Genomic DNA, 22,544 nt, shown 5'->3' with positions numbered 1-22,544 from the left:
GCGCTCCCCACAGGGCCCATCCGTTCTGCTGCGAACGAACGTGAGCAGCGAACAGTGTACCACTTGAAATCAACCGTCGCTCGCGCGCTCACAACGCGACCCATCGTCGGCGGCGTGGCTGCCGAAGTGGACCGTGGACGATCGGATGCCGACGTAGGCGATCGTGCAGTCGCCCTCGCTCTCGGCGGACGTGTAGGTGAACGAGTCGGAGCCGCCCGACTCGAACTCCACGGAGACCGCACACCGTCGGACTGGATCGCTGCCCTCGTGTTCGACGAAACGCCCCGAACCGTCCTCGCCGGCCGAGCGCAGCGAAAACGAGATTTCGCGGGCGTCGGTTCCGTGAGGATCGATTCGGAGCGTCCCGGCGACGGCCTCCTCGCGTCGGTTGACGAGCGAGACGCCCCCGAGGTGGAACCGTTCCGACGACAACGCGTCGAGACAGCCCGACAGTCCGCAGATCGCGCCCGCGACACCTGCACACAGTTGTCGTCGGTTCATACGAGTGGGTACTCTATCCGCGAATACTTTGTTCGAACGGTGGGAATCGGGCCAGCAAAGCGGCCGGACGCCGCAATCACGCTGTGCACCGCAACCGGGTTTTATGTCGACACCGCGTCTCTTTCGCTCGATATGAAGGTCCTCGTCATCGACATGGATTCGCTCAGAGCCGACCACGTGAGCGGCTACGGTTACCACGGCGACACGACCCCGAACATCGACGCGCTGATCGACGACGGCGTCGCCTTCCAGCGAGGCTACGTCGCCAACTCCCCGTGTATGCCGTCCCGCGCGGCGCTGACGTCCGGGCGCTACGGCGTCGCGAACGGCGTGGAGACCCACGGGCGGCGGTCACAGCTGATCGACCGCCCCGAGAACCGGACCGACTGGGCGGGGTCGTGGACGGAGAACGAACCCGAGCGGCCCTGGTGGACGCTGCCGGAACTGTTCTTCCAGAACGGCGTCCGGACGATCGGCGTCTCGTCGTTCCCGCGGCACCCGGCACCGTGGTTCTACCACGTCTGGCACGAGTTCAGACAGCCGCAGGAGCCCGACGAGGAGATGACCGTCGAGTGGGGGCACGTCTCCTTCCAGACGCCCCGGGCGCAAGCGGTCACCGACGAAGCGATCGACGCCTTGGAGTCGGTCGACGGCGAGGAGTTCTTCCTCTACGCGCAGTACTGGGACCCGCACGCGCCGTACAACCGGACCGACGAGCAGATCGACGAGTTCCGCGACGTCGAGTTGCCGCCGCATCCGACGGCCGAACAGATCGAGCGCCACCGCGAGTGGGACACGCTGCGCGGAGCCGCGCAGGAGGGGATCGATTCGCGCGCGGACCTCAACGAACTCATCTCCGCGTACGACGCCGAGATCCGCTACGCCGACCGGCACGTCGGCCGCCTCCTCGACCACCTCAAAGCGACGGGCGCGTACGACGAGACGCTGATCGTCCTCACAGGCGACCACGGGGAGGAGTTCGGCGAGCACGGCCTCTACCGCGAGCACTGGAGCACCCACGACGGGACCCAGCGCGTCCCGATGGTCGTCAAACCGCCCGCGGGGACCGAATTCGAGCCGGGAACCCGCAACCACCTGATCACCAACGTCGACTTCGCGCCGACGATCGCCGACTACTTCGGCGAGACGCCGCCGCAACGCTGGCAGGGGAAATCGCTCCGGCCGATTCTCGAATCCGCCGACGCCGAGGGCCGGGAGTTCGTCGTGTTCGATCACGGCCTATACACGGCGCAGCGGGCGATCCGGACGGACGAGTGGAAGCTCATCCGGACGTACCACCCGGGGATGTGGGAGGGCGTTCTCCCCGAGTACCAGCTCTACGAGATGGGCGCAGACCCCTGGGAACAGCGGAACGTCGCGGACGGACATCCCGACGTCGTCGACGAACTCGAAACGGGGATGCTGCTGTGGGCCGCGCGGCACAGAACCGGAAGCACGGACCCGCTGCAACGCGTCGCCGAGGAGGGACCCTCGGGCTACAACTCCTTCGCGGGGGGGTTCGAGGGCATCTAACGGGTCGGGGCGTTGGGAACCGAAGGTCGAGAAGCGAACCATCGAGGGCGAGGAATCTCGGGGCAAGAGCGTCTAGCCGAGCGAGATGTCCAGATACAGCATCACCACGACCCCGAGGATCGTCCCGAGCGTCGCGACGCGCTCGTGGCCGCCGGTGTGGGTCTCGGGGACGATCTCGTCGCTGATGACGAACAGCATCGCGCCCGCGGCGAAGCCCATCGCGTAGGGAAGCAACACCGCGGCCGACTGGACGGCGTACGCGCCGAAGACCGCCAGCGGGATCTCGACGACCCCCGATCGGATGCCGGTGAAAACGGCGTACGCGCGGCGGTTGAGTCCGGCGTTGACGGCCGCGACCGACACCGCGAGGCCCTCGGGGATGTTCTGGATCCCGATCGCGAGCATCAGTGGGATCGCGCCCGCGACGTCGCCGCTGCCGAACCCGACGCCCACGGCGAGGCCCTCCGGCATATTGTGCAGCGTGATCGCGAAGATGAACAGCACGACCGGGACGAGCCGTTCGTCGTCGAGCGGGAGCGACTCGCCGGGGTCGGCGGCGTCGGCGCGGCGGCGGCCCGTCAGGAGGAAGTGCGCGTGCGGAACGAGGGCGTCCGAGCGGTCGAGAAAGAGCGCCCCCAGCACGACGCCCGCGAGGACGGGGATCGGATTGCCGTTCGAGTACTGCTCGATCCCGGGGATGATGAGGCTCGTGAAACTCGCCGCGAGCATCACGCCCGCGGCGAACCCGAGCGCGCCGTCGAGCGCCCGTTCCGCCGGATCCCGCCAGACGAGCACCAGCGACGCACCGAGGAGGTTCATCCCCGCGATAACGAGTCCGCCGACGAGCCCGTGAACGACGGGGTTCGTCCCGAACCACCGGACGAACAGGTCGGCGATCACGTCGGGACCCCTCGGTCCGCTTCATTTGCCCGCGGGCGGGAGCCGGAAGCGTCGCCTCGACAGGGTAGAGTGCGGACCATAGCAACCCGGTCACCGGGAGGCGGCTTATATTTTGGTCGGGGCGATCGGACCACGGCGGGAAACCCACAAGACCTAATCGGCCGCGTCCGAATCGACGCGTATGGAACGGACGGGAGGGAAGCGACCGTGGCTGGCGGCGTTGCTCGGTACCTTCGCGACCGGGCTAGGCCACCTCTATCTGCGTCGTTGGCGTCGCGGACTCGGGTGGTTCGCGGCCGCCGTCGCCGTCTCGTATCTCCTCGTGCCGATGGAGGCCACGCAGGCGCTGCTCGCCGGCGAGCGCGCCGACCCGGTCGCGCTCGCACCCGTGTTGATCGTCAGCCTCGCGAGCATCGCCGACGCCTACGTCGTCGCGCGCCGGGATCAGCGTCGCGCGCGGCAGTCGGACGGCGTCCACGGACCGGCTGCCGACTCCGAAGGGTCCTCAGCGTCCGCCACCGAAGGCCCCGAAAGCGACACCGACCTGTCCACGTCGGCGACGCCGGAGGCGGTGAAATCGGCCGTGGGCTCCGAAGGCGCGGGCAGTTGTCCGAACTGCGGGAAGGAGTTGGATCCGGAGTTGGACTTCTGTCCGTGGTGTACGACCCGTCTCGATTCGACGGATCGGACAGACGGGTAGTGCGAGGAGCGCCGTTGGTCTGTTCGGGTCGACCGCGCTTTGGCCCGGTCGTCGGCCGAGCTATTCCCCGATTTCGAAGCCGCTGAACTCGTCGACCGGCATCACCGAGTAGTCGACGCTGAGCGTGTCCTTCGTCGCGCGGATCTTGCCGACGAACGTCGAGATGTCCTGTAGACGGCCTTCGAGGACGAACAGCTCCATACAGCGGTGCTCGCCGACGTGGCTGTGGAAGTTCGAGGCGACGATCGACTCGTACTCGTGGCGGAGCTTCATCATCCGCTCTTCGACGTTCGTCGTCTCGTAGTCGAAGACGACGGTCACGACGGCCATCAGTTCGCGGTCCTCGAGCCGTTTGTCCTCGAACTCTCCGAGGAGGTTGCGCGAGGCCTCGCGGACGACCTCGCTCCGGCCGGTGTAGCCGTGCTCTTCGGCGAACGCGTCGATCCGTTCGACCAGGCCCTCTGGCATCGAGACGCTGACGACGGTCATATATTAACTCAAACAGGGTATAATATTAATTCTTATGAATACAATGTGAACAGATCGTTGCAAACAGCTCTGTTGGGCCGTATTGGTCGCAAACAGGCAAAGCTACTGTTTAGAGGGAGAGACAAAGCGGATTCAATTCTGCGGGAAAAAGAATACTGCATTGTTCCTAGGTCACATCCCACATCCAGTAAGCGAGAGCAGTTCATAAGTAGTATTGCGGTGTATCCACGTCGGAGCAGACCTCTCGTGAGGTGTGCGGGTATGCAGGTAGTTTCATAATCGGCTTTCAGCCCGCAAGAAGCGGAGAGAAAGCAGTTGGTAGCGGTTATTGATTATCTGTAGACGGTGACGCTTTGTGGGTGTATCGGTGGGAAAGCGTGAGAATCATCTGCTAGGCTACTCAGCGGCTGATTTTTGATCTTTAGACCGGTTCAGGTAGATGTGTTCGATTTGGCTTCGCGTTGGGTTTGTTTGCACTACGAGAGATATGGATGGTAGACAAAACCGACAGACAGCACCGATTATGAACGCATCCAACAGCCATTGAGGCACAATTATTTCGGGAATATTGATCCCGCGGGTGCGTACGAAACCCAATGAGCCGCCTGTTGGCTCGCGTATATCCGATTTGCTCTCCTTCGAGGATAGCAGTCCTAGTTTACTTTGGTTTTATTTCTATTGTACTCTTGCGGGCGATAGATCCGATTATGATTCTGAGAAACCGATGTGAAAGTGACTACTCTCGATATCCGTAGACCCGCCGTAAACCATTGATAACTCAATATTGGATCACATTGCCTCGCCTTCGTACGTCGACCGGATCGTCTCCGCCAACACGCCGTCGCGGCGGAAGACAACGTAGACGACGATGAACGGCTCGTCGACCGGGCGAAGCACGAACACAGCGCGGGGTTGGTCGGCCTCCGACGGGACCGACTCGCCCTCGTCCGCGCGCCGGACGAGCGGGTCCAGCGGCGTCACGCCGGTCCGGAACTCCTCGAAGAGGTCGCGTGCCCCGGACTGCTTCGCGAAGACGTACAGCGCCCCGTTGGGGTCGCCGTCGGTGTTCCGCGTCACGCGGCCGTGCATCGCCGCGTTGTCGGCCTCGGCGACCATCCACGTCTCCTTGGCGGCCTCGAAGATCCCGGTGACGTCGTCGCGGAACTCGAACGTGCTCGCAGCGACGAGGTCGACGGCGGAGAACCGCGGCTCGCCGTCGTCCCACGAGAGCGTCGCGTCGATCAGATTGCCCGCCGCGAGCGACGACACGCGCTCGGCGAGGTCGCTCTCGTATCCGCTCGTCTCGACGTACGCCGGATCGAAGGTCGACGCGTCGCCCGCTCCGGATTCCCCGTCGCCTTCCGAATCGTCGACCGAAACGAGCAACAGCTCTCCGGAGTCCCGCGGGCGGCCGAGCACCCGGAATCGACCGCTCGTCGTGGGCGTCATCGGTGCGTCGGCCTCACCGGGAAATCCCGCCGGCGTTCTCTTCGAGCACCGACGCGACCTCCTCCGGCGTGACCACCGCGAGGTCGCCGCCGAGCGTGCGCTTCAGCGAGGCCGTCGCCGCGCCGTACGCGAGCGCGTCGCCGACGTCGCCGCCGTGGAGGCGCTCGGCGAGGAATCCCCCGACGAAGGCGTCGCCCGTGCCGATGGGATCGAGCGTCTCGGCGTCGTAGACGTCCTGTTCGAAGACCTCTCCGTCGTGAACGGCCAGCGACCCCTGATCGCCCCGAGTGAGCACGACGGTCTCGAAGTCGAAGTCCCGGAGCAGGCCGTTAGCGACCTCCACGGGGTCGCCGTCGCGGTCCAGACAGGCGGCCGCGTCGCGTTCGGCGGCGACGAGCACGTCGACGTGCGGGAACAGCGACTCGTACTCGCGGCCGGCCGCCTCGGGCGTCCACAGCTTCGAGCGGTAGTTCAGATCGAATGCGGTGGTCACGCCCGCATTCTGGGCCGCCCTGAGAACCGTCGCGGTCGTCTCCGCGAGCGTGTCGGAAAGCGCTGGCGTGATGCCGCTCGTGTAGAATATCTCGGCGTCGTCGAGCGCACCGACCGGGAGCTCTTCGGGGGTGGCGGTCGTCACCGACGCACCCGCGCGATCGTAGATCACGTCGGTCCCGCGCGGTTCGCCGCCCTGTTCGAGGTAGTACGTGCCCAAGCGCGCGGACGCCGAGTCGTCCCACGCGACGTCCGTGCGAACGCCGTGGCTCCGCAGTTCCGATGCGATCCGGCGGCCGAGCGCCGAGTCGGGGAGCTTCGAGATCCACGTCGCCTCGCAGTCGAGTCTTGCGGCGGCGACGGCGACGTTGCTCTCCGCGCCGCCGGTCCGCACGTCGAGTTCCCGCGTCGTCTCCAGTCTATCCCCGGGCGGCGGCGAGAGCCTGAGCATCGTCTCGCCGAACGTCACGATGTCGGTCATACCCGCTCGTTACGCCAGCGGGTACATAATTGCGATTATCGATCGCGCCGAGCGATGGGATGAGGTGAGATGGTAGGGTTGGGGCGGGAGGAGATGGGACGCGATGAGGTGAACTGGGGTTAGATTGGATGAGACGCCCCTGCGACTCAATGCCCTGGATAGTCCCGCTCGAACCGGTCGCCGATCTCCTCGCCGTCGATCTCGATGACGACCGGTCGCCCGTGCGGGCACGCGTAGGGGTTCTCGCAGGCGTCCAGCGCCTCCAAGAGGTCGACGACCGAGCCCTCGGTGAGCGAGGTGTTTCCGGTCACGGCGGGGTAACAGGCCAGATCCGAGAGGAGGTCGTCGGCGACGGCCGCGACCGTCGCCTCGCCGCCGTGCTCGCCGTCGGCCTCGCCGACGAACGCCGAGAGGACGTCGCGGACGAGTTCGGGGTCGAGCGCCGCCGCGAAGACCGCCGGCACCGTCTCGACCGCGACCGTCCGGTCGTCGACGCGCTCGGCGCGGAATCCCAGACTCGACAGCGCGTCGACGTACTCCTCGAACAGCGCCGCCTCTCGGGCGGTGAGTTCGAGTTCGACCGGCTCCGCGAGCGCCTGCGTCACGACCTCACCGTCCAGTTCCTCGCGGAGCCGCTCGTAGTGGACCCGCTCGTCGGCCGCGTGCTGGTCGACGAGCACCAGCCCGGAGTCGGTCTCGGCGACGACGTAGGTGTCGTGGAGCTGTCCGAGGATCCGCATCGACGGCAGCGAATCGAACTGCGGTTCCAGCGTGGCCTCGTCGCCGGCCAAGTCGCGCTGGACTGCCGGCCCGACGATCCCCGTCGGTCGCGACGCCCCCGTCGACGTTCCGTCGTCGTGGTCGGCGGTCAGCTCAGTTCGATCGGGAGTCACCTCACCGCGGTCGGGGGTCGGATCGCCGCTATCAGCGGCCGATCGGTCATCGGTCCTCGACGACTCGAACCCCGGTGAGAGGCGCGAATCCGCCTCCGGGGCGGGTTCCGATGCGCCGGTTCCGGTTCGTCGTCGGTCTCGCCCGGACCCCGAGACCGACCACGTCTCGTCGTCGTTCGGGTCGGCCGTCCGCGCGCGGTCGTCCCCGTCGTCGACTCCGGTGGCCGTCGGGGAGTCGTCACCGCCGAGTTCCGTCTGGCCGTGTCTGCGTCGGTCGTCGACGACCGAGTCCGGGGTGTCGGCGTCGGTCGCGGAACGTGACACGTCGGCGGTCGCCGCCTCGTCGTCCGACGGCTTCGTGTCGGCCGCTGGCGTCTCGGTGTCAGACGGCGGCGCGGCGGCTCGGGACTCCGATTCGCCGGCCGCGTCGGCCTCGTCGACGGACCCGGACTCGGGCTGTGGCGTGTATCCCGGGCCACCGCGGACCTCCGAGGCGGGTGACTCCGGTTCGATCTCGGTCTCGTCGGCCGCCGACCGGCCCCGCGGAGCCGTCGAGCGGATCAGCCCCTCCTCGAGCAACGCGTTGCGGACGGCGTCGGAGACGGCTTCCCGAACGCCGGACTCGTCGTCGAAGCGGACCTCCATCTTCCGTGGGTGGACGTTGACGTCGACGGCGTCGGCGGGGACGTCGACGAACAGGACGGCGAAGGGGTAGCGGTCGGCCGCCAACTGCCCGCCGTAGGCGTCGAGGACGGCCTCACGGAGGACGCCCGCGGTGACGTAGCGGCCGTTGACGAACGTCGAGAGGTACTCGCGCGTGCTGCGGTTCGTCTCGGGGTGGCTCACCAGCCCCCGAACGGACTCGATCGCGTCGGAAGCGTCGGCCGCGTCGTCCGCCTGCGAGGGCGCGTACTCGACGTCGATCATCGACTCTGCGACCTCGCGGCCGTAGACCGCGAGGACCGCCGAGCGGAGGTTGCCGCGCCCCTCCGTCGCGAACACCTCACGTCCGTCGTGTTCTAACGAGATCGCGACGTCGGGGTTCGCGAGCGCGTAGTGCGTCACGACCGCGTTGACGTGGTCGAACTCCGTCGCGGTGGTCCGGAGGAACTTCTTGCGCGCGGGCGTGTTGAAGAAGAGGTCGTCGACCTCGACGACCGTGCCCTCCGGACACCCCGCGGGGCCGACCGCCGTCACCTCCCCGCCCTCGACGCGGAGTTCCGTGCCGACGGCGTCGTCGCCCGCTCCGTCGTCGCCAGCGCCGTCGCGGTCGGTTCCGGGCGTCGATCGCGGTTTGGTCCGTATCGTGAGCCGCGAGACCGCGCCGATGGTGTGCAGCGCCTCCCCGCGGAAGCCGAGCGTGCCGACGCCCGCCTCGAGGTCGGCGATGTCGTCGATCTTGCTGGTCGTGTGTTCCTCGACGGCGCGCTGGACCGCCTCGCGGTCCATTCCGACCCCGTCGTCGCGGACGCGGACGCCCTCGGTCCCGCCGGCGTCGATCGCGACGGAGATCCGGTTCGCGTCGGCGTCGAGGCTGTTTTCGACGAGTTCTTTGACGACCGACGCGGGGCGTTCGACCACCTCTCCGGCCGCGATCTGTCTGATCGTCCGTTCGTCGAGCGCACGGATCGTCGGTCGCGGGTGAGACGAGTCGGACTCGTCGCTCACGGCCCGTACACCTCCGTCGCGGCCGTCACGGCTGTCGTCTGGACGTCCGTCAGGCGCTCGGTCGCCGTTTCGGGTGCGAGCCACTCGTACTCGACGTGTTCGTGGCTGAGCGTGACGGTCGGCCTGTCGGCCGCTGGATCCCCGTCGGTCGCGGCCTGCCCCTCGGAAACCGCACACCAGTAGTAGACAGCGAAGCGGCCTCGATCGGTCTCGTTCCGCCACGATGCCGCGTGAACCGGCCGTCCGACGTCGACATCGAGACCCGTCTCTTCTTCGATTTCGCGGTGGACGCCCGTCGGCGCGTCCTCCTGAGTTCCGATCCGTCCCCCCGGTAGCTCCCAGCCGTCGTCGCTGGCTCGCTTGACCAGCAGGACGTCGCTGCCGGGCGAAAAGAGCACGCCGCGGAGGCTGATGGTCGCTTCGAGATGGTCCTCTGTCACCGTCTCACCTCGCGGGAGCGCTCGCTGGGGGTCATCGTGCGTGTACTGTGCGCTCGTCGCCTAATCGTTACCGGTCCGAAGGGGTCGCTGGCGATCGAAACACCCTCCGGCCAAGCCGTCGGGCGTCCCGTCCGGTCCAGAGAGCCGTCGCGCGCCGGCCATCCCGACCGTGATTGCGCTGGTCGTGTCGGAAGCGAGGCCAAAACCTCCTACGACCGTGGTAACGAGACACGCGCAACTATAATACTGTTGTCTCCCATACGACTCGATGATGATGGCAACCACGCACGCGCTGGCCGGCGTCGTGCTCGCAGTCCTCGTCGGCGCGCTCTTCCCCGAGAGCGCCGCGGGCACGTCGGTGCTTCCGATCGCAGCGGCCGCGCTCGGCGGCCTGTTCCCGGATTTCGACCTCTACGCCGGGCACCGGAGGACGCTGCACTTCCCGGTGTACTTCAGCGCCGCAGCGGTCGTCGCCGTCGCCGTCGCCGTCGCCGCGCCGACGGCGCTCACCGTCGCCGCTGCGCTGTTCCTCGCGGCGGCGGCGCTGCACTCCGCGATGGACGCCCTGGGCGGCGGGTTGGAGTTGAAACCGTGGCTCGGTACCTCCGAGCGCGCGGTGTACAGCCACTACCACGGGCAGTGGATCCGCCCGCGCCGGTGGATCCGCTACGACGGCGCTCCCGAAGACCTCGCGCTGGCCGTCGCGTTCGCGCTCCCGGCGATGTATGCCCTCGACGGCGTCGCCGAGACGGTCGTCGTCGCCGCGGTCGCCGTCTCCGCGTTCTACGTCCTCGTGCGGAAATCGATGGTGACGGTCACGGAAGAGTTGGTCGCGGCCCTCCCCGACTCCCTCGTGGACCGGTTGCCCGCGCGGTTCGTCGAAGACCTGCGCTGATCGGAGATCTGCGACGGTCGCCCCCTCCGTTCCAGCGAGGACGTATTAGGAATATATACCACACTGTCCAGAAATTTTTTCATTGAAGACGTGTTGTTCAATCCTATGCCGAGGAATAGTGAAAACACTACGGTCGAATCACACACACAGTACACGCACGGTCGGGTACGCTGCCGCCGCTGTGGAACGGTCGTTCCGTCGAACGACGTCGACCGGTTCCTGTGTGTCCACTGTCGGCCGGAGTAGCGGTCGTCACCGACAGCCGGCGGTGCGAGTGATCCCCGAGGTCCGGGCCTCAACATCTCCCGGACCCGTGCATATTTATTGTCGGCGTTGGCTGGTAGGAGGTGATGTCCGACGCGGGGCTCTCGGCGGAAGCGGCTCGCAGCGAGCTATACGGGATTATGGCAGCAGATCTCCCCTTTCCGGAGAAGGCCACACGAGCGATGGAGGTCGGTGAGCGGTATCTCGGCGTCGACAACGCTCACCTGACGCGCGTCGATCCCGAGAACAACTACTGGAAAGCGATCGCCAGCACGGATCCGGACGACGGCGCGTTCCCCGCCGGCCTCGTGATCGACTTCGACACGTCGTACTGCCGTCGAACCGTCGAGACGGGCGTGTCGCTCGCGCTGCACGACGCTCCCGCGCAGGGGTGGGCCGACGATCCAGCGTTCGAGGCGCACGGCCTCCACTGTTATCACGGCACGGCGCTCGTCGTCGACAACGAGCCTACGGGACGCTCTGCTTCGTCTCCGAGAACCCCCGGACAGAGCCGTTTGCGCAGGTTGAGACGACGTTCGCGGAGTTGACGGCCCGCCTGCTGGAACACGAACTCGAACGCGATCGGCTGACCGGAAAGATCGAACGGTTCGAGGAGGCCAGCCGGGTCTTCTCGCACGACCTTCGGAACCCGCTGAACGTCGCACAGGGCCGAATCGAACTCGAACTGGCCCAACGGGAGTGCGAGAACCTCGCCATCGCCTCTCGTTCGCTCGATCGCATCGAGGAGATCATCTCCTCGGTGCTCAGAGTGGCTCGCGAAGGACGCGCCGTCACCGAAACGAGCCACGTCTCGCTGTCGGCGCTCGCAGAGCGGTGCTGGGAGTCGATCAGCGCCCCGGACGCGACGCTCGTCGTCGACGAGGACTTCGCCTTCCACGCGGACCCTGACCGTGTGCGCCGCGTCTTCGAGAACCTGTTTCGAAATGCTATCGAACACGGCGGGAGCGGCGTCACGATCCGCGTCGGAGCGCTCCCGGAGGGCGGCGGCATCTACGTCGAGGACGACGGTTCCGGGATCCCCGAGGCCGACCGCGAGACGGTGTTCGACGCCGGGTACACGACCGGTACCGACGGCGCGGGCCTGGGCCTCGCGATCGTCGAGAGCACCGTCGAGGCACACGGCTGGTCGATCGCCGTGACCGACGCCGAGAACGGCGGCGCGCGCTTCGAGATCCGGGACGTCGTTCCGGCCTGACCGCCGCACGGGACTTTTGCCAGTCGCCGACGATTTCCCGGTATGGTACTCGCATCTCTCGGCGTGAGCGCGGCGGCGATCGTCGTCCTCGTCGGTCTGAGCGCGTTCTTTTCGAGCAGCGAAACCGCGATATTCACGCTGCCCGAGGAGTGGTTCTCCGACCCGTCGGCCGCGGCGGACGGGCGTCTGAGCCTCCTTCGGGAACTCAGGTCCGATCCCCACCGGCTCCTTGTGACGATCCTCGTCGGGAACAACGTCGTCAACGTGGCGATCGCGAGCCTCACGACCCTACTTGCGACCGAGTATCTCCCGGCGGGAACCGCGGTCACGGTCGCGACGGTCGTCGCGAGCGCGATCGTGCTGGTGTTCGGCGAGATCGTCCCGAAGTCCTACGGGCTGGGGAACGCCCCGTCGTGGGCGCTCCGGGTGGCGAGGCCGCTCTCGATCGTCGAGCGAGCGCTCTTTCCCGTCGTGATCGTCTTCGATGCGGTCACGCGGGCGCTGAACGCGGCCATCGGTGGCGAGGACGTCGAGCAGGCGCACGTCGAGGAGTGACTGGCAGAGGGTGAGAAATCGGAGAAGCCTAGGCCGGGATTTGAACCCGGGGTCTCGTCCTTACCAAGGACGCGCTTTACCGCTAAGCTACCCAGGCGCAGTTCTCCGTAGCGCGGATTCGTCTTTAGGGGTTTCGATTCCCGTCGGTGGCGTCCACCGATCGATGCTCACGAATCCGTCGCCGACGACGGCACGCGGTCGTCGGAACCGCCGCCGACGGCCGACAGCGACGCGATGTGCTCCGTGGTCGCCTCCGAAAAGGCGGCGTCGGCGGGCTGAAGCTCGCCGCCGAGGTCGCAGTCCCGTCCCAGTTCCGCCGCGTATTCGAGGACCGCCGGGGAGGGCGTCGCGCCGACGGCCGTCATCCCGGTGGCGACCGCGAGGGCGAAGACGTCGGCTTCGAGGTTGCGATCGAGGGCGTCGCGGTCCGCGCCGTCGGCCCGGCGGAGCGTCTGATCGCGGCCGAACGCGCGGACCACGTCGACCGCGCGGTCGGCGGCCTCCGTCCGGGCGAGGAGGTAGAACCCCCGGGAGACGAGGACGTCGGCGGCGAGGACGTCGAGGTCGGCGTCGATGTCGCCGTCGTCGTCGAACGTTTCGGTCCACGGTTCCTCGTGAGCAAGCGAGCGCGTGAGGCGGAGTCCCTCGTAGATCAACTGCACACCTGCGGCTCGTTCGGCGAGCCCGTCGGCGTCCGTCTCCACTCCAGTATCGGGTGCGCGAGCGCTCACCAGCACCAACACGGCAGGCGTCATCGGCGCGGCCGAAAGGTGCTCGTACAGCACCTCCCGGAGGCGGGCGGGCGCGATGTCCTCGACCGCCTCGTGCGCGGCGTCACGGACCCGCACGGCGTCGTCCATCGACACCTCCTAACGACGGCAACGGCAAAGACCTTTGGAAAACCTCACCGGGCGAATGACGCGACGAAACGCGGCGGCAGCCGCCGATCCGGGACGTCTCGGTCCCAGCGGTGAGACCGTCACGGACAACGCGCTTTCGAGACGCTTTTCAGAACTGAGACGAAGCGAGGGGTATGTTCACTGGAATCGTCGAGACGACGGGCACCGTCGTCGAGGCGAGCGACGACGAGGGCGGGCGACGCCTCCGCATCGAGGTCGACCGCGCGGGCGACGCAGTCGGCGACGGTCCGGACAGTGACGACTCGGCCGGCGGAGCCCCGTCGGACGGGACCGGCGGCGACCCGGGGTCACCCGTCGTCTACGACGACCTCCACCACGGCCAGTCCATCGCGGTCAGCGGCGTCTGTCTGACCGTCGAGGAGTTCCGGACGGAGCCGACCGCCCAGTTCGAGGTGTTCCTCGCCGCCGAGACCGTCGAGAAGACGTACCTCGGCGGGGTCGCGGCCGGCGACCGGGTCAACCTCGAACGCGCGCTCGCCGCCGACGGGCGGTTCGACGGCCACCTCGTGCAGGGGCACGTCGACACGACGACCGAAGTGACCGGCATCGAACGGGTGGGCGACGACTGGTACTTCGAGTTCGCGCTTCCCCCCGCAGTGAAGCAGTACGTCGTCCAGAAGGGTTCGATCACGGTGGACGGCATCAGCCTCACCGTCGCCGACCGCGGCCCCGACCGGTTCGCGGTCGCGATCATCCCGACGACCTACGCGCTGACGACGCTCTCGGAGAAGTCGGTCGGCGATCCGGTGCACCTCGAAGTCGACGTCGTCGCGAAGTACGTCGAGCAGATGGTCGCGGGCTACCGCGACGCGATCGGCGAGAACTGAGTGTCAGGGCCCGGGACGACGCCCCGGCGGGGTCCGAGTCGAGAGGGCAGACGGGGCTCTCACTCGAATTCGGTCAGTTCGGAGTCGAAGTCCGACTCCGTGCTCGCCGGCGCGTGCGCGTCGTGGTAGGCGTTCCGGTATTTCTGTATCTTCCGCAGCAGGAACAACCCGAAGACGCCGTCGTAGATGAGCACGTAGATCAAGAACGGCGCGAGTCCCGAGAGGCCCGTGATCGCGGCGATCCCCGCGGAACCGATCCCGACGGTCGTGTTGTACGTCGCGTGGACGAGCGCCGCGAGGATGATCCCCTTGACGACGATCGGCCCGCGGTTCCCCGGGTTGAACTTCGCGAGCCCGAGGTAGTAGCCCGCGATGGCCGAGTAGATCACGTGACCCGGGCCCGCGAGCGCCCTGATCGCCGTGATCCCGCCGCCGATGCCGATGAGTTCGAGCCCGAGGTCCAGTTGTTGGTTCGGCAGTTGTCGGGTGATGTAGAGGGCGTTCTCGATGACGGCGAACCCGAGGCCGGCCATCGCGCCGTAGACCGCCCCGTCGAGAACGGCGTTGAACCGGTCGTCGGTGTAGGCGTACAGCCGGACCGCGAGGAGCTTCACCGTCTCCTCGACCGGCCCGACGACGAGGAAGAAGAACAGCGCGGTTCCCAGAAAGCCCAGCGCCTGGAAGTACGGCTGAAGCACGGTGTTGAGAACGGCCGCGAAGTTCGCCGTCAACACCCCGAGCAGGAAGGTCCCGACCAAGAGCGTTAGCGGTTCGCTCGACGCCACGTCCGTCGAGTACACGTACGCGGCCAGGCCGATCGCGGGGAGCGCGGACAGGGCCGTCAGGAGGCCCACCTGCGGGTCCGTCAGCGCCGCGAAACCGCCGATCCCGAGCAGCAGGAGAAACGCGAAGAGGACGATTGCGAGGCGGGCGGACCCGGCGAGTATCCGCCAGATGAGCGAGGACGCCTTATCCAGCGGAGTCCGGACGTCCCAGGTCGCCACGTCGTAGAGGTCCATCGAATCGTCCGCGGCCTCCTCGATCGGATCCCGTCGCTCTCTCATCGGATCCGGATTCTCGCGCCCGGACCTAAGGTCTTCGGGCGTTCCGCTCGGCGGCGGTCTCCTCCGCCCCCACGGGGCGCTCGGCGTCACTGATGAGATTCAAACCTCCCCCGGCCGTAGGCGGGTACGATGCACTTCGATCAACGGACACAGCAGGCGCTCCGGGACGTCGGCCTCTCGAAGGAAGAACTCCGCGAGGCGTCGGACCTCGTCGCCGACGCTGTCGAACGCGACGCCGATCGGCTCCGATCGTTCTTCGAGCGCGACGTCGTCTACTCGGATATGGAGAGGGCTCACTCCAGCGGCGGGATCAACGAACACGCCGTGGAGTTCATCGACCTCTTCACCCACGGCAGCGACCTCCGTGGCTACCTCCGGTTCGATTCGTGGGGCGTCCCGGTCGAGGGCGGGCGGGTCCTCTCGGAGGACGTCGTGGAACTCACACTCGGGCCGACGGTCGACGCTCGCGTCCGGTTCGCACGCGACGAGGACGCGCTTCGATGAGCGGCGACAGCGACGCTGCCGGAACGGACAGCGACGCCCCGAGCATCCGCGTCCGCGGCATCTACACGACCGCCGTGACGCGGGCCCTGCTCGACGCCGGATTCGAGGTCGTGCAGGCCTCCGAACCGATCCGCGAACGGTTCGACGCCGACTTCGGCGACGGCGCGCACGAGGCCACCGTCGCGACCACCGAGGACCGGCAGGGCGTCGGAATCAGCGGCGATCCCGCCGCGGTGGAGGCGGTCGACGCCGAACTCGGCGAGATCGCCCGCGACACCTTCGGGTGGGCGGACTCGACTCCGTCAGGGGCGGTCTTCGACGCGACCGTTCGGGACACGCTGGGCTCCGGCGCTGTCTGCGATCTCGGCGACGCGGAGGGCTTTCTCCCCTACAGCGAGACCGACGACTACGTGGAAACGGGCGATCAGGTCCGGGTGCAGGTCCGCGAGAGCGTTCCGCCGTGGGGCGACCGCCGCCCGCGGCTCGGCACCGAGATCCGCGCCAGTGGCGGGCTCGCCACGCTCGTCCGCGGCCGCGACGGCGTCACCGTCGACACCCGTGACGGCGCCGCGGGGCGGGAACTCGCGGGGATGACCGACCTGCTCTCGGTCGCCGTTCCCGACGGCTGGGGCATCGAGTGGGCCCACGCGGCGACGAGGGCCGATATGAGTACGCTCGAAGCCGCGCTCGAACGGGCCGCCGACCGCGCCGAGGACCTCGCCGCGGCGCTCGCTGACGACGAGGGTGAGGGAATTCGAGGCGGTACCGACGCGTCGGCGTCGACGGCCTCCGAACCGACCGCGATCGCCGCGCCCGCCGCGGGCCGGTGGCTGTGGTTCGGACGCGAGTCCCGCTTCGCGCTCGACGAGACGCGGCGGGCGGTGACGGCGACGATGCCCGGCCACCACCGCACGAAGGCCGGGAGCGGATCGGCGAGCGCGGGGGTCGATCTCGCGGAGGCGCTCTGCGGCGGTGACGGCCTCGGAACCGAGAGCGACGACGGAGACTTCCCCTTCGCGGTCGTCTCACGGCAGTTCGGCCCCGTCGAGGGCGACACCGTCGAGATCACGCACGGGAAGCCGGACGGCCGCGCGTTCTCGCTCGGGAGCGGGGAGGTCACCGAGTGGGACGTCGACGGCACCGTCTCGGTCACGCGGACGCTCTCCGGCGGCGGTACCTACGACGCGCTCGGGACCCGGCGCGAGGCGGGCGACACGGCGCTGACGAAGTTCCGCGAGGGACGCTGGTGGTACCCGACTGTCTACCGGAGCGCCGACGGCGACCCTCGGGGCACGTATGTCAACGTCTGTACGCCCGTCGAGTGCTTCCCCGACGAGGTCAGGTACGTCGACCTCCACGTCGACGTCGTCAAACACCCCGATGGGACGGTCGAGCGCGTCGACGACGACGAACTCGACGCGGCCGTCGAGGCCGGACACGTCCCCGAGCCGGCCGCTGAGAAGGCCCGATCGGTGGCAGCGAGCCTCGTGCGCGCGTTGTCGAAGTAGTTCCGGTGTGGTCGGCTCGACCGGCGGGAACGGACGCCGTGTAAGCGCCTCCCACGGCGCGTGTCGGGCGGAGAACAGCAAGTTTATCAGTCGTTCGCGGCGAATTGCACCCAAGATTACTCTCTAGGAGGTCAATGGTGACACAACAAACACAGCAACCGGAGGTGAACATCGGACTCGTCGGACACGTCGACCACGGGAAGACGACGCTCGTGCAGGCGCTGTCGGGGTCGTGGACCGACCAGCACTCCGAGGAGATGAAGCGCGGGATCTCCATCCGACTCGGGTACGCCGACGCGACGTTCCGAAAGATTCCCGGCGTCGACCCGCCGGAGTGCTACACGGTCGAGGAGACCGGGCCGGACGGCGAGGAGACCGAGGTACTGCGGACGGTCTCGTTCGTCGACGCGCCGGGCCACGAGACGCTGATGGCGACGATGCTCTCTGGCGCGGCGATCATGGACGGCGCGGTCCTCGTCGTGAGCGCGACCGAGGACGTTCCCCAGGCACAGACCGAAGAACACCTGATGGCGCTCGACATCATCGGCATCGAGAACATCGTCATCGCACAGAACAAGATCGATCTGGTCGACCGCGAGCGCGCGGTCGAATCCTACGAACAGATCGAGGAGTTCGTCGAGGGCACCGTCGCCGAGGACGCGCCGATCGTCCCGGTCAGCGCCCAGCAGGAGGTCAACGTCGACCTCCTAATCGACGCGATCGAGCGGGAGATCCCCACCCCCGAGCGCGACGAGTCGGAGGACCCGCGGCTGTTCGCCGCGCGCTCGTTCGACATCAACCGCCCGGGGACGACGTGGGAGGACCTGAAGGGCGGCGTCGTCGGCGGGTCCGTCGTCCAGGGCAAACTCACCGCGGGCGAGGAACTCGAACTGCGCCCGGGCCGCGAGGTCGAAGAGGGCGGATCGACGGAGTGGGAACCGATCACGACCGAGATCCGCTCGCTGCAGGCTGGCGGCCAGTCCGTCGACGAAGTGCGGCCGGGCGGCCTCTGCGGCATCGGCACGGGACTCGATCCGAGTCTCACGAAGGGCGACGCCCTCGCGGGGCAGGTAGCCGGCGAACCCGGGACGCTGCCGCCGACGCGCGAGGAGTTCACGATGGACGTCGAACTCCTCGATCGGATCGTCGGCGAGGACGAGGGAAGCGTCGAGGAGATCTCGACCGGCGAGCCGCTGATGCTCACCGTCGGCACGGCGACGACCGTCGGCGCGGTGACCAGCGCCCGCGCGGGCGAGGCCGAGGTGTCGCTGAAGCGACCCGTCTGCGCCGAGTCCGGCGCGAAGATCGCCATCAACCGCCGCGTCGGCGCGCGCTGGCGACTCATCGGGATCGGCACCCTGCAGTGAGCGCCCCGGCGACCCGACGAACAGCGACCGAACCACGAGACGAGAGGAGATGACGACCGTGATACTCGACACCAACGCGCTGATGATGCCGGTCGAACTCGACGTGCGCGTGTTCGACGAGCTCGATCGGCTCTTCGCGGCGGACGTCGATCTGGTCGTCCCCCGCGCCGTCGTCGCCGAGTTAGAGAAGCTCAGCGCGGCCGGGACCGGCGCGGAGGCGACGGCGGCGAGCGTCGGGCGGGACCTCGTCTCGCGCTGCCGCGTCGTCGAGACCGGCGTCTCCTACGCCGACGACGCGGTGGTCGAACTCGCAGAGAGGGAGGGCGGATACGTCCTCACCAACGACAGGCCGCTCCGCGACCGGTTGCTCGAACGCGGCGTTCGCGTAATCGGTTTAAGGGGTCGAAACACATTGGAGATAACAGAACCATAGCATGTACAAACGGGTACGACTCAAAGACACAGTCGAGGTGCCGCCTACGCACCTCGCGGACGTGACGCCACAGCGGGTCAAGCGGCTCCTGCAGGACAAACTGGAAGGACGGATGGACGAGGACGTCGGCAGCGTCGTCAGCGTCGTCGAGGTCCACGACATCGGCGAGGGGACCGTACTCCCCGGACGCGCCGGCGTCTACTACGAGGCGGAGTTCGACGCGATCACCTTCGACCCCTCGATGCAGGAGGTCGTCGACGGCGAGGTCGTCGAGGTCGTCGAGTTCGGTGCCTTCGTCGGGATCGGACCGGTCGACGGGCTGCTGCACGTCTCCCAGATCTCCGACGAGTTCCTCGCCTACGACGGCGAGAACCAACAGCTCGCGTCGACGGAGTCGAACCGGACGCTCAGCGTCGGGGACTCTGTCCGCGTCCGCGTCGTGACGAAGAGCATCGACGAACGCAACCCCCGCGACTCGAAGATCGGCCTGACCGCCAAACAGCCGGGGCTCGGCAAGCACGGCTGGCTCGAAGCCGACAGACAGGCCAGCACCGCCGCGACCGGTGCGGAGGGCGAATAGATGGCCTCGTCCCGTCTCGCCTGCCGGGAGTGCCACTACATCAACCACGGCGACGCGCAGGCGTGTGAGAACTGCGGTTCGAGCAGTCTCACCGAGGACTGGGCGGGCTACGTCGTCATCACGCACCCCGAACAGTCCGAGATCGCCGAGGAGATGAACGTCTCCGAACCGGGCGGCTACGCGCTGAAAGTCCGCTGATCTGGATGCTCACGCTCCCAGACGATCTCCGCGGCTCGTTCAAGGACCCGCTCGGCCCGCTGTACACCGACACAGAGGCGTTGCTCGCGGACGCCGGACGCCCGATCATCGCCGTCGGCGACGTCGTCACCTACCACCTCCGACGGGCGGGACATAGACCGTCTGTCGCGATCGTCGACGGGAAGACCAAACGCGAGGCGGTCGACGCGGAGATCCGGGAGGCGCTCGCAGATCCCGAGCACCGACGCGACGTCGAGAACCCCGCGGGCGCGCTCTCGGAGGCGATGCTGGCGGCGCTCGCGGATGCCGTCGCGACCGAGGAGCCGGTCACGATCGTCGTCGACGGCGAGGAGGATCTCGCGGCGCTCCCCGCGGTGCTCGTCGCCCCGCTCGGCGCGACGGTCGTCTACGGGCAGCCCGACGAGGGGATGGTCCGCGTCGCGGTGACCGAGGAATCGAAAGCGGAGATGCGGGCGCTGATCGAACGGATGGACGGCGACGTCGCGGGCGCGCTGGCCGCGATGGGCGTCGACGGGTAGCTGACGCCGGCCATCGCGCGGGGACGACGGTCGAAAGACCGCGTTCGTCCCTTCGAAATCCTTTTACTCCTTTCGGGAGGATGGTAGGACAACTGAACCATGGAAATCGACATTATCTCCGAGGACGAGAACCCGATGTTGCATCGGTCCGACGTCCGGTTCGAGATCGTTCACGACGAAGCCACGCCCTCGCGGCTCTCCGTCCGCGACAGCCTCGCCGCGAAGCTGAACAAGGACTCCGACGAGGTCGTCGTCCACAAACTCGACACGAAGTTCGGGATGCGCAAGACCGTCGGCTACGCGAAGGTCTACGACTCGCCCGAACTCGCGAGCGACATCGAGCAGGACTACATGCTCGATCGGAACAAGATCGAGGCCGACGAGGCCGCCGAAGCGGAAGCCGAAGAGGCATAATTCGGCGCACAGTCCGAACACCACTACTTTTCGATGCGAATCGTCGGAATCGAAGGGACCGCCTGGGCCGCCAGCGCCGCGCTCTACGACAGCGAAACCGACGAGGTCGTCATCGAATCCGATCCCTACGAACCGGACAGCGGCGGCATTCACCCGCGCGAGGCGGCCGAACATATGGGGACGGCGATCCCCGAGGTCGTCGCGACGGTGCTCGATCGCGCGGCTGCGACGGACCAGCCGACGCTGACGGCCCCGGAGTCGACGCCGTCGCGTTCTCCCGCGGGCCGGGGCTCGGTCCCTGTCTCCGCATCGTCGGCACCGCCGCGCGAGCGCTGGCGCAGTCGCTGTCGGTGCCGCTTGTCGGCGTCAACCACATGGTGGCGCACCTGGAGATCGGACGCCACCGGTCGGGATTCGACTCGCCGGTCTGTCTGAACGCCTCGGGGGCGAACGCGCACCTGCTGGGGTATCACAACGGCCGCTACCGGATCCTCGGCGAGACGATGGACACCGGCGTCGGCAATGCAATAGACAAGTTCACGCGCCACCTCGGCTGGTCTCACCCCGGCGGTCCGAAGGTCGAGCGACGAGCACGGGAGGGCGAGTACCACGACCTCCCGTACGTCGTCAAGGGGATGGACTTCTCCTTCTCGGGGATTATGTCGGCGGCGAAGGACGCCGTCGACGACGGCGCGCCCGTCGAGGACGTCTGCGCCGGGTTGCAGGAGACCATCTTCGCGATGCTGACGGAGGTCGCCGAGCGGGCACTGTCGCTGACGGGGACGGACGAACTCGTCCTCGGCGGCGGCGTCGGGCAGAACGCCCGGCTCCGCGAGATGCTCGAATCGATGTGCGAGCAACGTGGGGCAGAGTTCTACGCGCCCGAGCCGCGGTTTCTCCGCGACAACGCGGGGATGATCGCGGTGTTGGGCGCGAAGATGTACGACGCGGGCGACACGCTCGCCGTGTCGGAGTCGTCGGTCGACCCGAACTTCCGCCCCGACGAGGTCGCGGTGACGTGGCGCGGCGACGACGAGGACGTCGTTCGGGACCCGACCGCCTCGGAGACGATCCGCGGCGCGGAGGCGACGGTGACGATCGAGGCGGACCGCGTGATCAAGCGACGCGTCCCGAAGGCGTACCGACACCCGTCGCTCGACGAGCGGCTCCGCGCCGAGCGCACCCGCGCGGAGGCGCGGCTCACGAGCGCCGCGCGGCGCGTCGGCGTCCCGACGCCCGTCGTCTACGACGTCGATCCGACGGAGGGAACACTCGTGTTCCAGCGCGTCGGCGACGACGACCTCGCCGCGGCGCTCTCCGTCGATCGGTGCCGCGCGGTCGGGCGGCACCTCGCGGCGATCCACGCGGCGGGATTCGTCCACGGCGATCCGACCACGCGGAACGTCCGCGTCGGCGACGACCGAACGTACCTCATCGACTTCGGCCTCGGCTACCACACCGGTCACGTCGAGGACCACGCGATGGACCTCCACGTGTTCAAACAGAGCGTCGCCGGGACGGCCGCCGACGCGGAGCCGCTGCTCGCGGCCGTCGAGGAGGGGTACGCCGCCGTCGGCGACGCGGCGGTCCGGACGCGACTCCGCGAGGTCGAGGGGCGCGGCCGCTATCAGTCGGCGACGCAGTAGCGTAGCTGCGTGAGGCGAATGGGGCGAACAGTCGGCACCAGCGTCGGTGACGCCGTCGGGAGGCTGCC

Annotated in this window: 24 protein-coding genes, 1 tRNA gene and 1 pseudogene; 16 read left to right on the top strand and 10 right to left on the bottom strand. The window is 67.9% G+C overall.

The window, feature by feature from the left end:
- Nucleotides 1–69: 69 nt before the first annotated feature.
- Complete coding sequence (locus ACP99_RS09615; RefSeq protein WP_049986395.1) at nucleotides 70–501, bottom strand: hypothetical protein; 432 nt, start codon at nucleotides 499–501, stop codon at nucleotides 70–72.
- A gap of 132 nt (nucleotides 502–633) precedes the next feature.
- Here ACP99_RS09615 and ACP99_RS09610 point away from each other — a divergent pair, with 132 nt between their 5' ends.
- A complete protein-coding gene (locus ACP99_RS09610) occupies nucleotides 634–2,034 on the top strand; it encodes a sulfatase family protein (protein ID WP_049986394.1) in 1,401 nt (466 codons plus the stop codon).
- Between the two features lie 72 nt (nucleotides 2,035–2,106).
- Here ACP99_RS09610 and ACP99_RS09605 read toward each other — a convergent pair whose 3' ends face one another.
- Nucleotides 2,107–2,934: a ZIP family metal transporter gene (locus tag ACP99_RS09605; RefSeq protein WP_049986393.1), complete on the bottom strand. Its 828-nt coding sequence runs from the start codon at nucleotides 2,932–2,934 to the stop codon at nucleotides 2,107–2,109.
- A gap of 181 nt (nucleotides 2,935–3,115) precedes the next feature.
- Here ACP99_RS09605 and ACP99_RS09600 point away from each other — a divergent pair, with 181 nt between their 5' ends.
- Nucleotides 3,116–3,634 (top strand): DUF7575 domain-containing protein, encoded by a 519-nt coding sequence (locus tag ACP99_RS09600; protein WP_049986392.1) that lies wholly within the window; start codon nucleotides 3,116–3,118, stop codon nucleotides 3,632–3,634.
- Between the two features lie 60 nt (nucleotides 3,635–3,694).
- On the opposite strand, the gene ACP99_RS09595 is transcribed toward ACP99_RS09600, so the two are convergent.
- The 5 genes from ACP99_RS09595 to ACP99_RS09575 form a co-directional block, all read right to left on the bottom strand.
- Entirely contained in the window at nucleotides 3,695–4,123 is a 429-nt protein-coding gene (locus ACP99_RS09595; RefSeq protein WP_049986391.1) for a CopG family ribbon-helix-helix protein, read from the bottom strand.
- A gap of 789 nt (nucleotides 4,124–4,912) precedes the next feature.
- The gene (locus ACP99_RS09590; RefSeq protein WP_049986390.1) at nucleotides 4,913–5,572 is read right to left on the bottom strand and encodes a DUF6663 family protein; all 660 of its coding nucleotides are present in this window, start codon (nucleotides 5,570–5,572) and stop codon (nucleotides 4,913–4,915) included.
- A gap of 13 nt (nucleotides 5,573–5,585) precedes the next feature.
- Nucleotides 5,586–6,545 (bottom strand): bifunctional 2-dehydro-3-deoxygluconokinase/2-dehydro-3-deoxygalactonokinase, encoded by a 960-nt coding sequence (gene kdgK1, locus ACP99_RS09585; protein WP_049986389.1) that lies wholly within the window; start codon nucleotides 6,543–6,545, stop codon nucleotides 5,586–5,588.
- A 146-nt stretch (nucleotides 6,546–6,691) separates the two neighbouring features.
- Nucleotides 6,692–9,106: a DNA mismatch repair endonuclease MutL gene (mutL, locus tag ACP99_RS09580; protein WP_049986388.1), complete on the bottom strand. Its 2,415-nt coding sequence runs from the start codon at nucleotides 9,104–9,106 to the stop codon at nucleotides 6,692–6,694.
- Nucleotides 9,103–9,546 (bottom strand): NUDIX hydrolase, encoded by a 444-nt coding sequence (locus tag ACP99_RS09575; RefSeq protein WP_049986387.1) that lies wholly within the window; start codon nucleotides 9,544–9,546, stop codon nucleotides 9,103–9,105. The genes mutL and ACP99_RS09575 overlap by 4 nt, the downstream gene beginning before the upstream one ends.
- Before the next feature lie 271 nt (nucleotides 9,547–9,817).
- Here ACP99_RS09575 and ACP99_RS09570 point away from each other — a divergent pair, with 271 nt between their 5' ends.
- The 4 genes from ACP99_RS09570 to ACP99_RS09555 all read left to right on the top strand — a co-directional run bounded on the left by ACP99_RS09570 (nucleotide 9,818) and on the right by ACP99_RS09555 (nucleotide 12,476).
- The gene (locus ACP99_RS09570; protein ID WP_197052416.1) at nucleotides 9,818–10,441 is read left to right on the top strand and encodes a metal-dependent hydrolase; all 624 of its coding nucleotides are present in this window, start codon (nucleotides 9,818–9,820) and stop codon (nucleotides 10,439–10,441) included.
- A gap of 350 nt (nucleotides 10,442–10,791) precedes the next feature.
- On the top strand, nucleotides 10,792–11,253 hold the full coding sequence (locus ACP99_RS20870; RefSeq protein WP_049986386.1) for a GAF domain-containing protein: 462 nt from the start codon (nucleotides 10,792–10,794) through the stop codon (nucleotides 11,251–11,253).
- On the top strand, nucleotides 11,250–11,921 hold the full coding sequence (locus tag ACP99_RS20865) for a sensor histidine kinase (protein ID WP_049986385.1): 672 nt from the start codon (nucleotides 11,250–11,252) through the stop codon (nucleotides 11,919–11,921). The genes ACP99_RS20870 and ACP99_RS20865 overlap by 4 nt, the downstream gene beginning before the upstream one ends.
- A 42-nt stretch (nucleotides 11,922–11,963) precedes the next feature.
- On the top strand, nucleotides 11,964–12,476 hold the full coding sequence (locus ACP99_RS09555; protein ID WP_049986384.1) for a DUF21 domain-containing protein: 513 nt from the start codon (nucleotides 11,964–11,966) through the stop codon (nucleotides 12,474–12,476).
- A gap of 25 nt (nucleotides 12,477–12,501) precedes the next feature.
- On the opposite strand, the gene ACP99_RS09550 is transcribed toward ACP99_RS09555, so the two are convergent.
- Nucleotides 12,502–12,573: transfer RNA gene (locus ACP99_RS09550), tRNA-Thr, on the bottom strand.
- Between the two features lie 70 nt (nucleotides 12,574–12,643).
- A complete protein-coding gene (locus ACP99_RS09545) occupies nucleotides 12,644–13,336 on the bottom strand; it encodes a DUF7114 family protein (protein ID WP_049986383.1) in 693 nt (230 codons plus the stop codon).
- Between the two features lie 173 nt (nucleotides 13,337–13,509).
- Between ACP99_RS09545 and ACP99_RS09540 the strand changes: the two genes are divergently transcribed.
- Nucleotides 13,510–14,223: a riboflavin synthase gene (locus ACP99_RS09540; RefSeq protein ID WP_049986382.1), complete on the top strand. Its 714-nt coding sequence runs from the start codon at nucleotides 13,510–13,512 to the stop codon at nucleotides 14,221–14,223.
- Nucleotides 14,224–14,282: 59 nt separating this feature from the next.
- On the opposite strand, the gene ACP99_RS09535 is transcribed toward ACP99_RS09540, so the two are convergent.
- Nucleotides 14,283–15,287 carry a PrsW family intramembrane metalloprotease gene (locus ACP99_RS09535; RefSeq protein WP_049986381.1) on the bottom strand — a complete coding sequence of 335 codons (1,005 nt, stop codon included), beginning with the start codon at nucleotides 15,285–15,287 and terminating at the stop codon, nucleotides 14,283–14,285.
- A gap of 129 nt (nucleotides 15,288–15,416) precedes the next feature.
- Between ACP99_RS09535 and ACP99_RS09530 the strand changes: the two genes are divergently transcribed.
- The 9 genes and pseudogenes from ACP99_RS09530 to ACP99_RS09490 all read left to right on the top strand — a co-directional run bounded on the left by ACP99_RS09530 (nucleotide 15,417) and on the right by ACP99_RS09490 (nucleotide 22,476).
- On the top strand, nucleotides 15,417–15,791 hold the full coding sequence (locus ACP99_RS09530) for a DUF7532 family protein (RefSeq protein ID WP_049986380.1): 375 nt from the start codon (nucleotides 15,417–15,419) through the stop codon (nucleotides 15,789–15,791).
- Entirely contained in the window at nucleotides 15,788–17,299 is a 1,512-nt protein-coding gene (locus ACP99_RS09525; protein WP_049986379.1) for a DUF402 domain-containing protein, read from the top strand. The genes ACP99_RS09530 and ACP99_RS09525 overlap by 4 nt, the downstream gene beginning before the upstream one ends.
- 137 nt (nucleotides 17,300–17,436) lie before the next feature.
- On the top strand, nucleotides 17,437–18,666 hold the full coding sequence (locus tag ACP99_RS09520) for a translation initiation factor IF-2 subunit gamma (protein ID WP_197052415.1): 1,230 nt from the start codon (nucleotides 17,437–17,439) through the stop codon (nucleotides 18,664–18,666).
- Between the two features lie 49 nt (nucleotides 18,667–18,715).
- Nucleotides 18,716–19,099, top strand: a complete 384-nt coding sequence (locus tag ACP99_RS09515) for a PIN domain-containing protein (protein ID WP_049986377.1) — start codon at nucleotides 18,716–18,718, stop codon at nucleotides 19,097–19,099.
- A 1-nt stretch (nucleotide 19,100) separates the two neighbouring features.
- Nucleotides 19,101–19,679 carry a DNA-directed RNA polymerase gene (locus ACP99_RS09510; RefSeq protein WP_049986376.1) on the top strand — a complete coding sequence of 193 codons (579 nt, stop codon included), beginning with the start codon at nucleotides 19,101–19,103 and terminating at the stop codon, nucleotides 19,677–19,679.
- A complete protein-coding gene (gene spt4 / locus ACP99_RS09505) occupies nucleotides 19,680–19,877 on the top strand; it encodes a transcription elongation factor subunit Spt4 (protein WP_049986375.1) in 198 nt (65 codons plus the stop codon).
- Between the two features lie 5 nt (nucleotides 19,878–19,882).
- Nucleotides 19,883–20,416 (top strand): GTP-dependent dephospho-CoA kinase family protein, encoded by a 534-nt coding sequence (locus ACP99_RS09500; RefSeq protein ID WP_049986374.1) that lies wholly within the window; start codon nucleotides 19,883–19,885, stop codon nucleotides 20,414–20,416.
- Between the two features lie 99 nt (nucleotides 20,417–20,515).
- Nucleotides 20,516–20,830 (top strand): 30S ribosomal protein S24e, encoded by a 315-nt coding sequence (locus ACP99_RS09495; RefSeq protein ID WP_049986373.1) that lies wholly within the window; start codon nucleotides 20,516–20,518, stop codon nucleotides 20,828–20,830.
- 33 nt (nucleotides 20,831–20,863) lie between these two features.
- A pseudogene (locus ACP99_RS09490) lies at nucleotides 20,864–22,476 on the top strand (bifunctional N(6)-L-threonylcarbamoyladenine synthase/serine/threonine protein kinase).
- Nucleotides 22,477–22,544: the final 68 nt, after the last annotated feature.

Source organism: Halobellus rufus (assembly GCF_000739575.1).
Lineage (GTDB): Archaea > Halobacteriota > Halobacteria > Halobacteriales > Haloferacaceae > Haloquadratum > Haloquadratum rufum.
This window is presented reverse-complemented; position numbering and strand designations above follow the sequence as displayed.

Bases quoted from the DNA above. Each gene is read 5' to 3' on its own strand.
- ACP99_RS09615 (WP_049986395.1), bottom strand. From the start codon at position 501: ATGAACCGACGACAACTGTGTGCAGGTGTCGCGGGCGCGATCTGCGGA.
- ACP99_RS09610 (WP_049986394.1), top strand. From the start codon at position 634: ATGAAGGTCCTCGTCATCGACATGGATTCGCTCAGAGCCGACCACGTG.
- ACP99_RS09600 (WP_049986392.1), top strand. From the start codon at position 3,116: ATGGAACGGACGGGAGGGAAGCGACCGTGGCTGGCGGCGTTGCTCGGT.
- ACP99_RS09595 (WP_049986391.1), bottom strand. From the start codon at position 4,123: ATGACCGTCGTCAGCGTCTCGATGCCAGAGGGCCTGGTCGAACGGATC.
- ACP99_RS09590 (WP_049986390.1), bottom strand. From the start codon at position 5,572: ATGACGCCCACGACGAGCGGTCGATTCCGGGTGCTCGGCCGCCCGCGG.
- kdgK1 (WP_049986389.1), bottom strand. From the start codon at position 6,545: ATGACCGACATCGTGACGTTCGGCGAGACGATGCTCAGGCTCTCGCCG.
- ACP99_RS09570 (WP_197052416.1), top strand. From the start codon at position 9,818: ATGATGGCAACCACGCACGCGCTGGCCGGCGTCGTGCTCGCAGTCCTC.
- ACP99_RS20870 (WP_049986386.1), top strand. From the start codon at position 10,792: ATGTCCGACGCGGGGCTCTCGGCGGAAGCGGCTCGCAGCGAGCTATAC.
- ACP99_RS09555 (WP_049986384.1), top strand. From the start codon at position 11,964: ATGGTACTCGCATCTCTCGGCGTGAGCGCGGCGGCGATCGTCGTCCTC.
- ACP99_RS09545 (WP_049986383.1), bottom strand. From the start codon at position 13,336: ATGGACGACGCCGTGCGGGTCCGTGACGCCGCGCACGAGGCGGTCGAG.
- ACP99_RS09540 (WP_049986382.1), top strand. From the start codon at position 13,510: ATGTTCACTGGAATCGTCGAGACGACGGGCACCGTCGTCGAGGCGAGC.
- ACP99_RS09535 (WP_049986381.1), bottom strand. From the start codon at position 15,287: ATGAGAGAGCGACGGGATCCGATCGAGGAGGCCGCGGACGATTCGATG.
- ACP99_RS09530 (WP_049986380.1), top strand. From the start codon at position 15,417: ATGCACTTCGATCAACGGACACAGCAGGCGCTCCGGGACGTCGGCCTC.
- ACP99_RS09525 (WP_049986379.1), top strand. From the start codon at position 15,788: ATGAGCGGCGACAGCGACGCTGCCGGAACGGACAGCGACGCCCCGAGC.
- ACP99_RS09515 (WP_049986377.1), top strand. From the start codon at position 18,716: ATGACGACCGTGATACTCGACACCAACGCGCTGATGATGCCGGTCGAA.
- ACP99_RS09510 (WP_049986376.1), top strand. From the start codon at position 19,101: ATGTACAAACGGGTACGACTCAAAGACACAGTCGAGGTGCCGCCTACG.
- spt4 (WP_049986375.1), top strand. From the start codon at position 19,680: ATGGCCTCGTCCCGTCTCGCCTGCCGGGAGTGCCACTACATCAACCAC.
- ACP99_RS09500 (WP_049986374.1), top strand. From the start codon at position 19,883: ATGCTCACGCTCCCAGACGATCTCCGCGGCTCGTTCAAGGACCCGCTC.
- ACP99_RS09495 (WP_049986373.1), top strand. From the start codon at position 20,516: ATGGAAATCGACATTATCTCCGAGGACGAGAACCCGATGTTGCATCGG.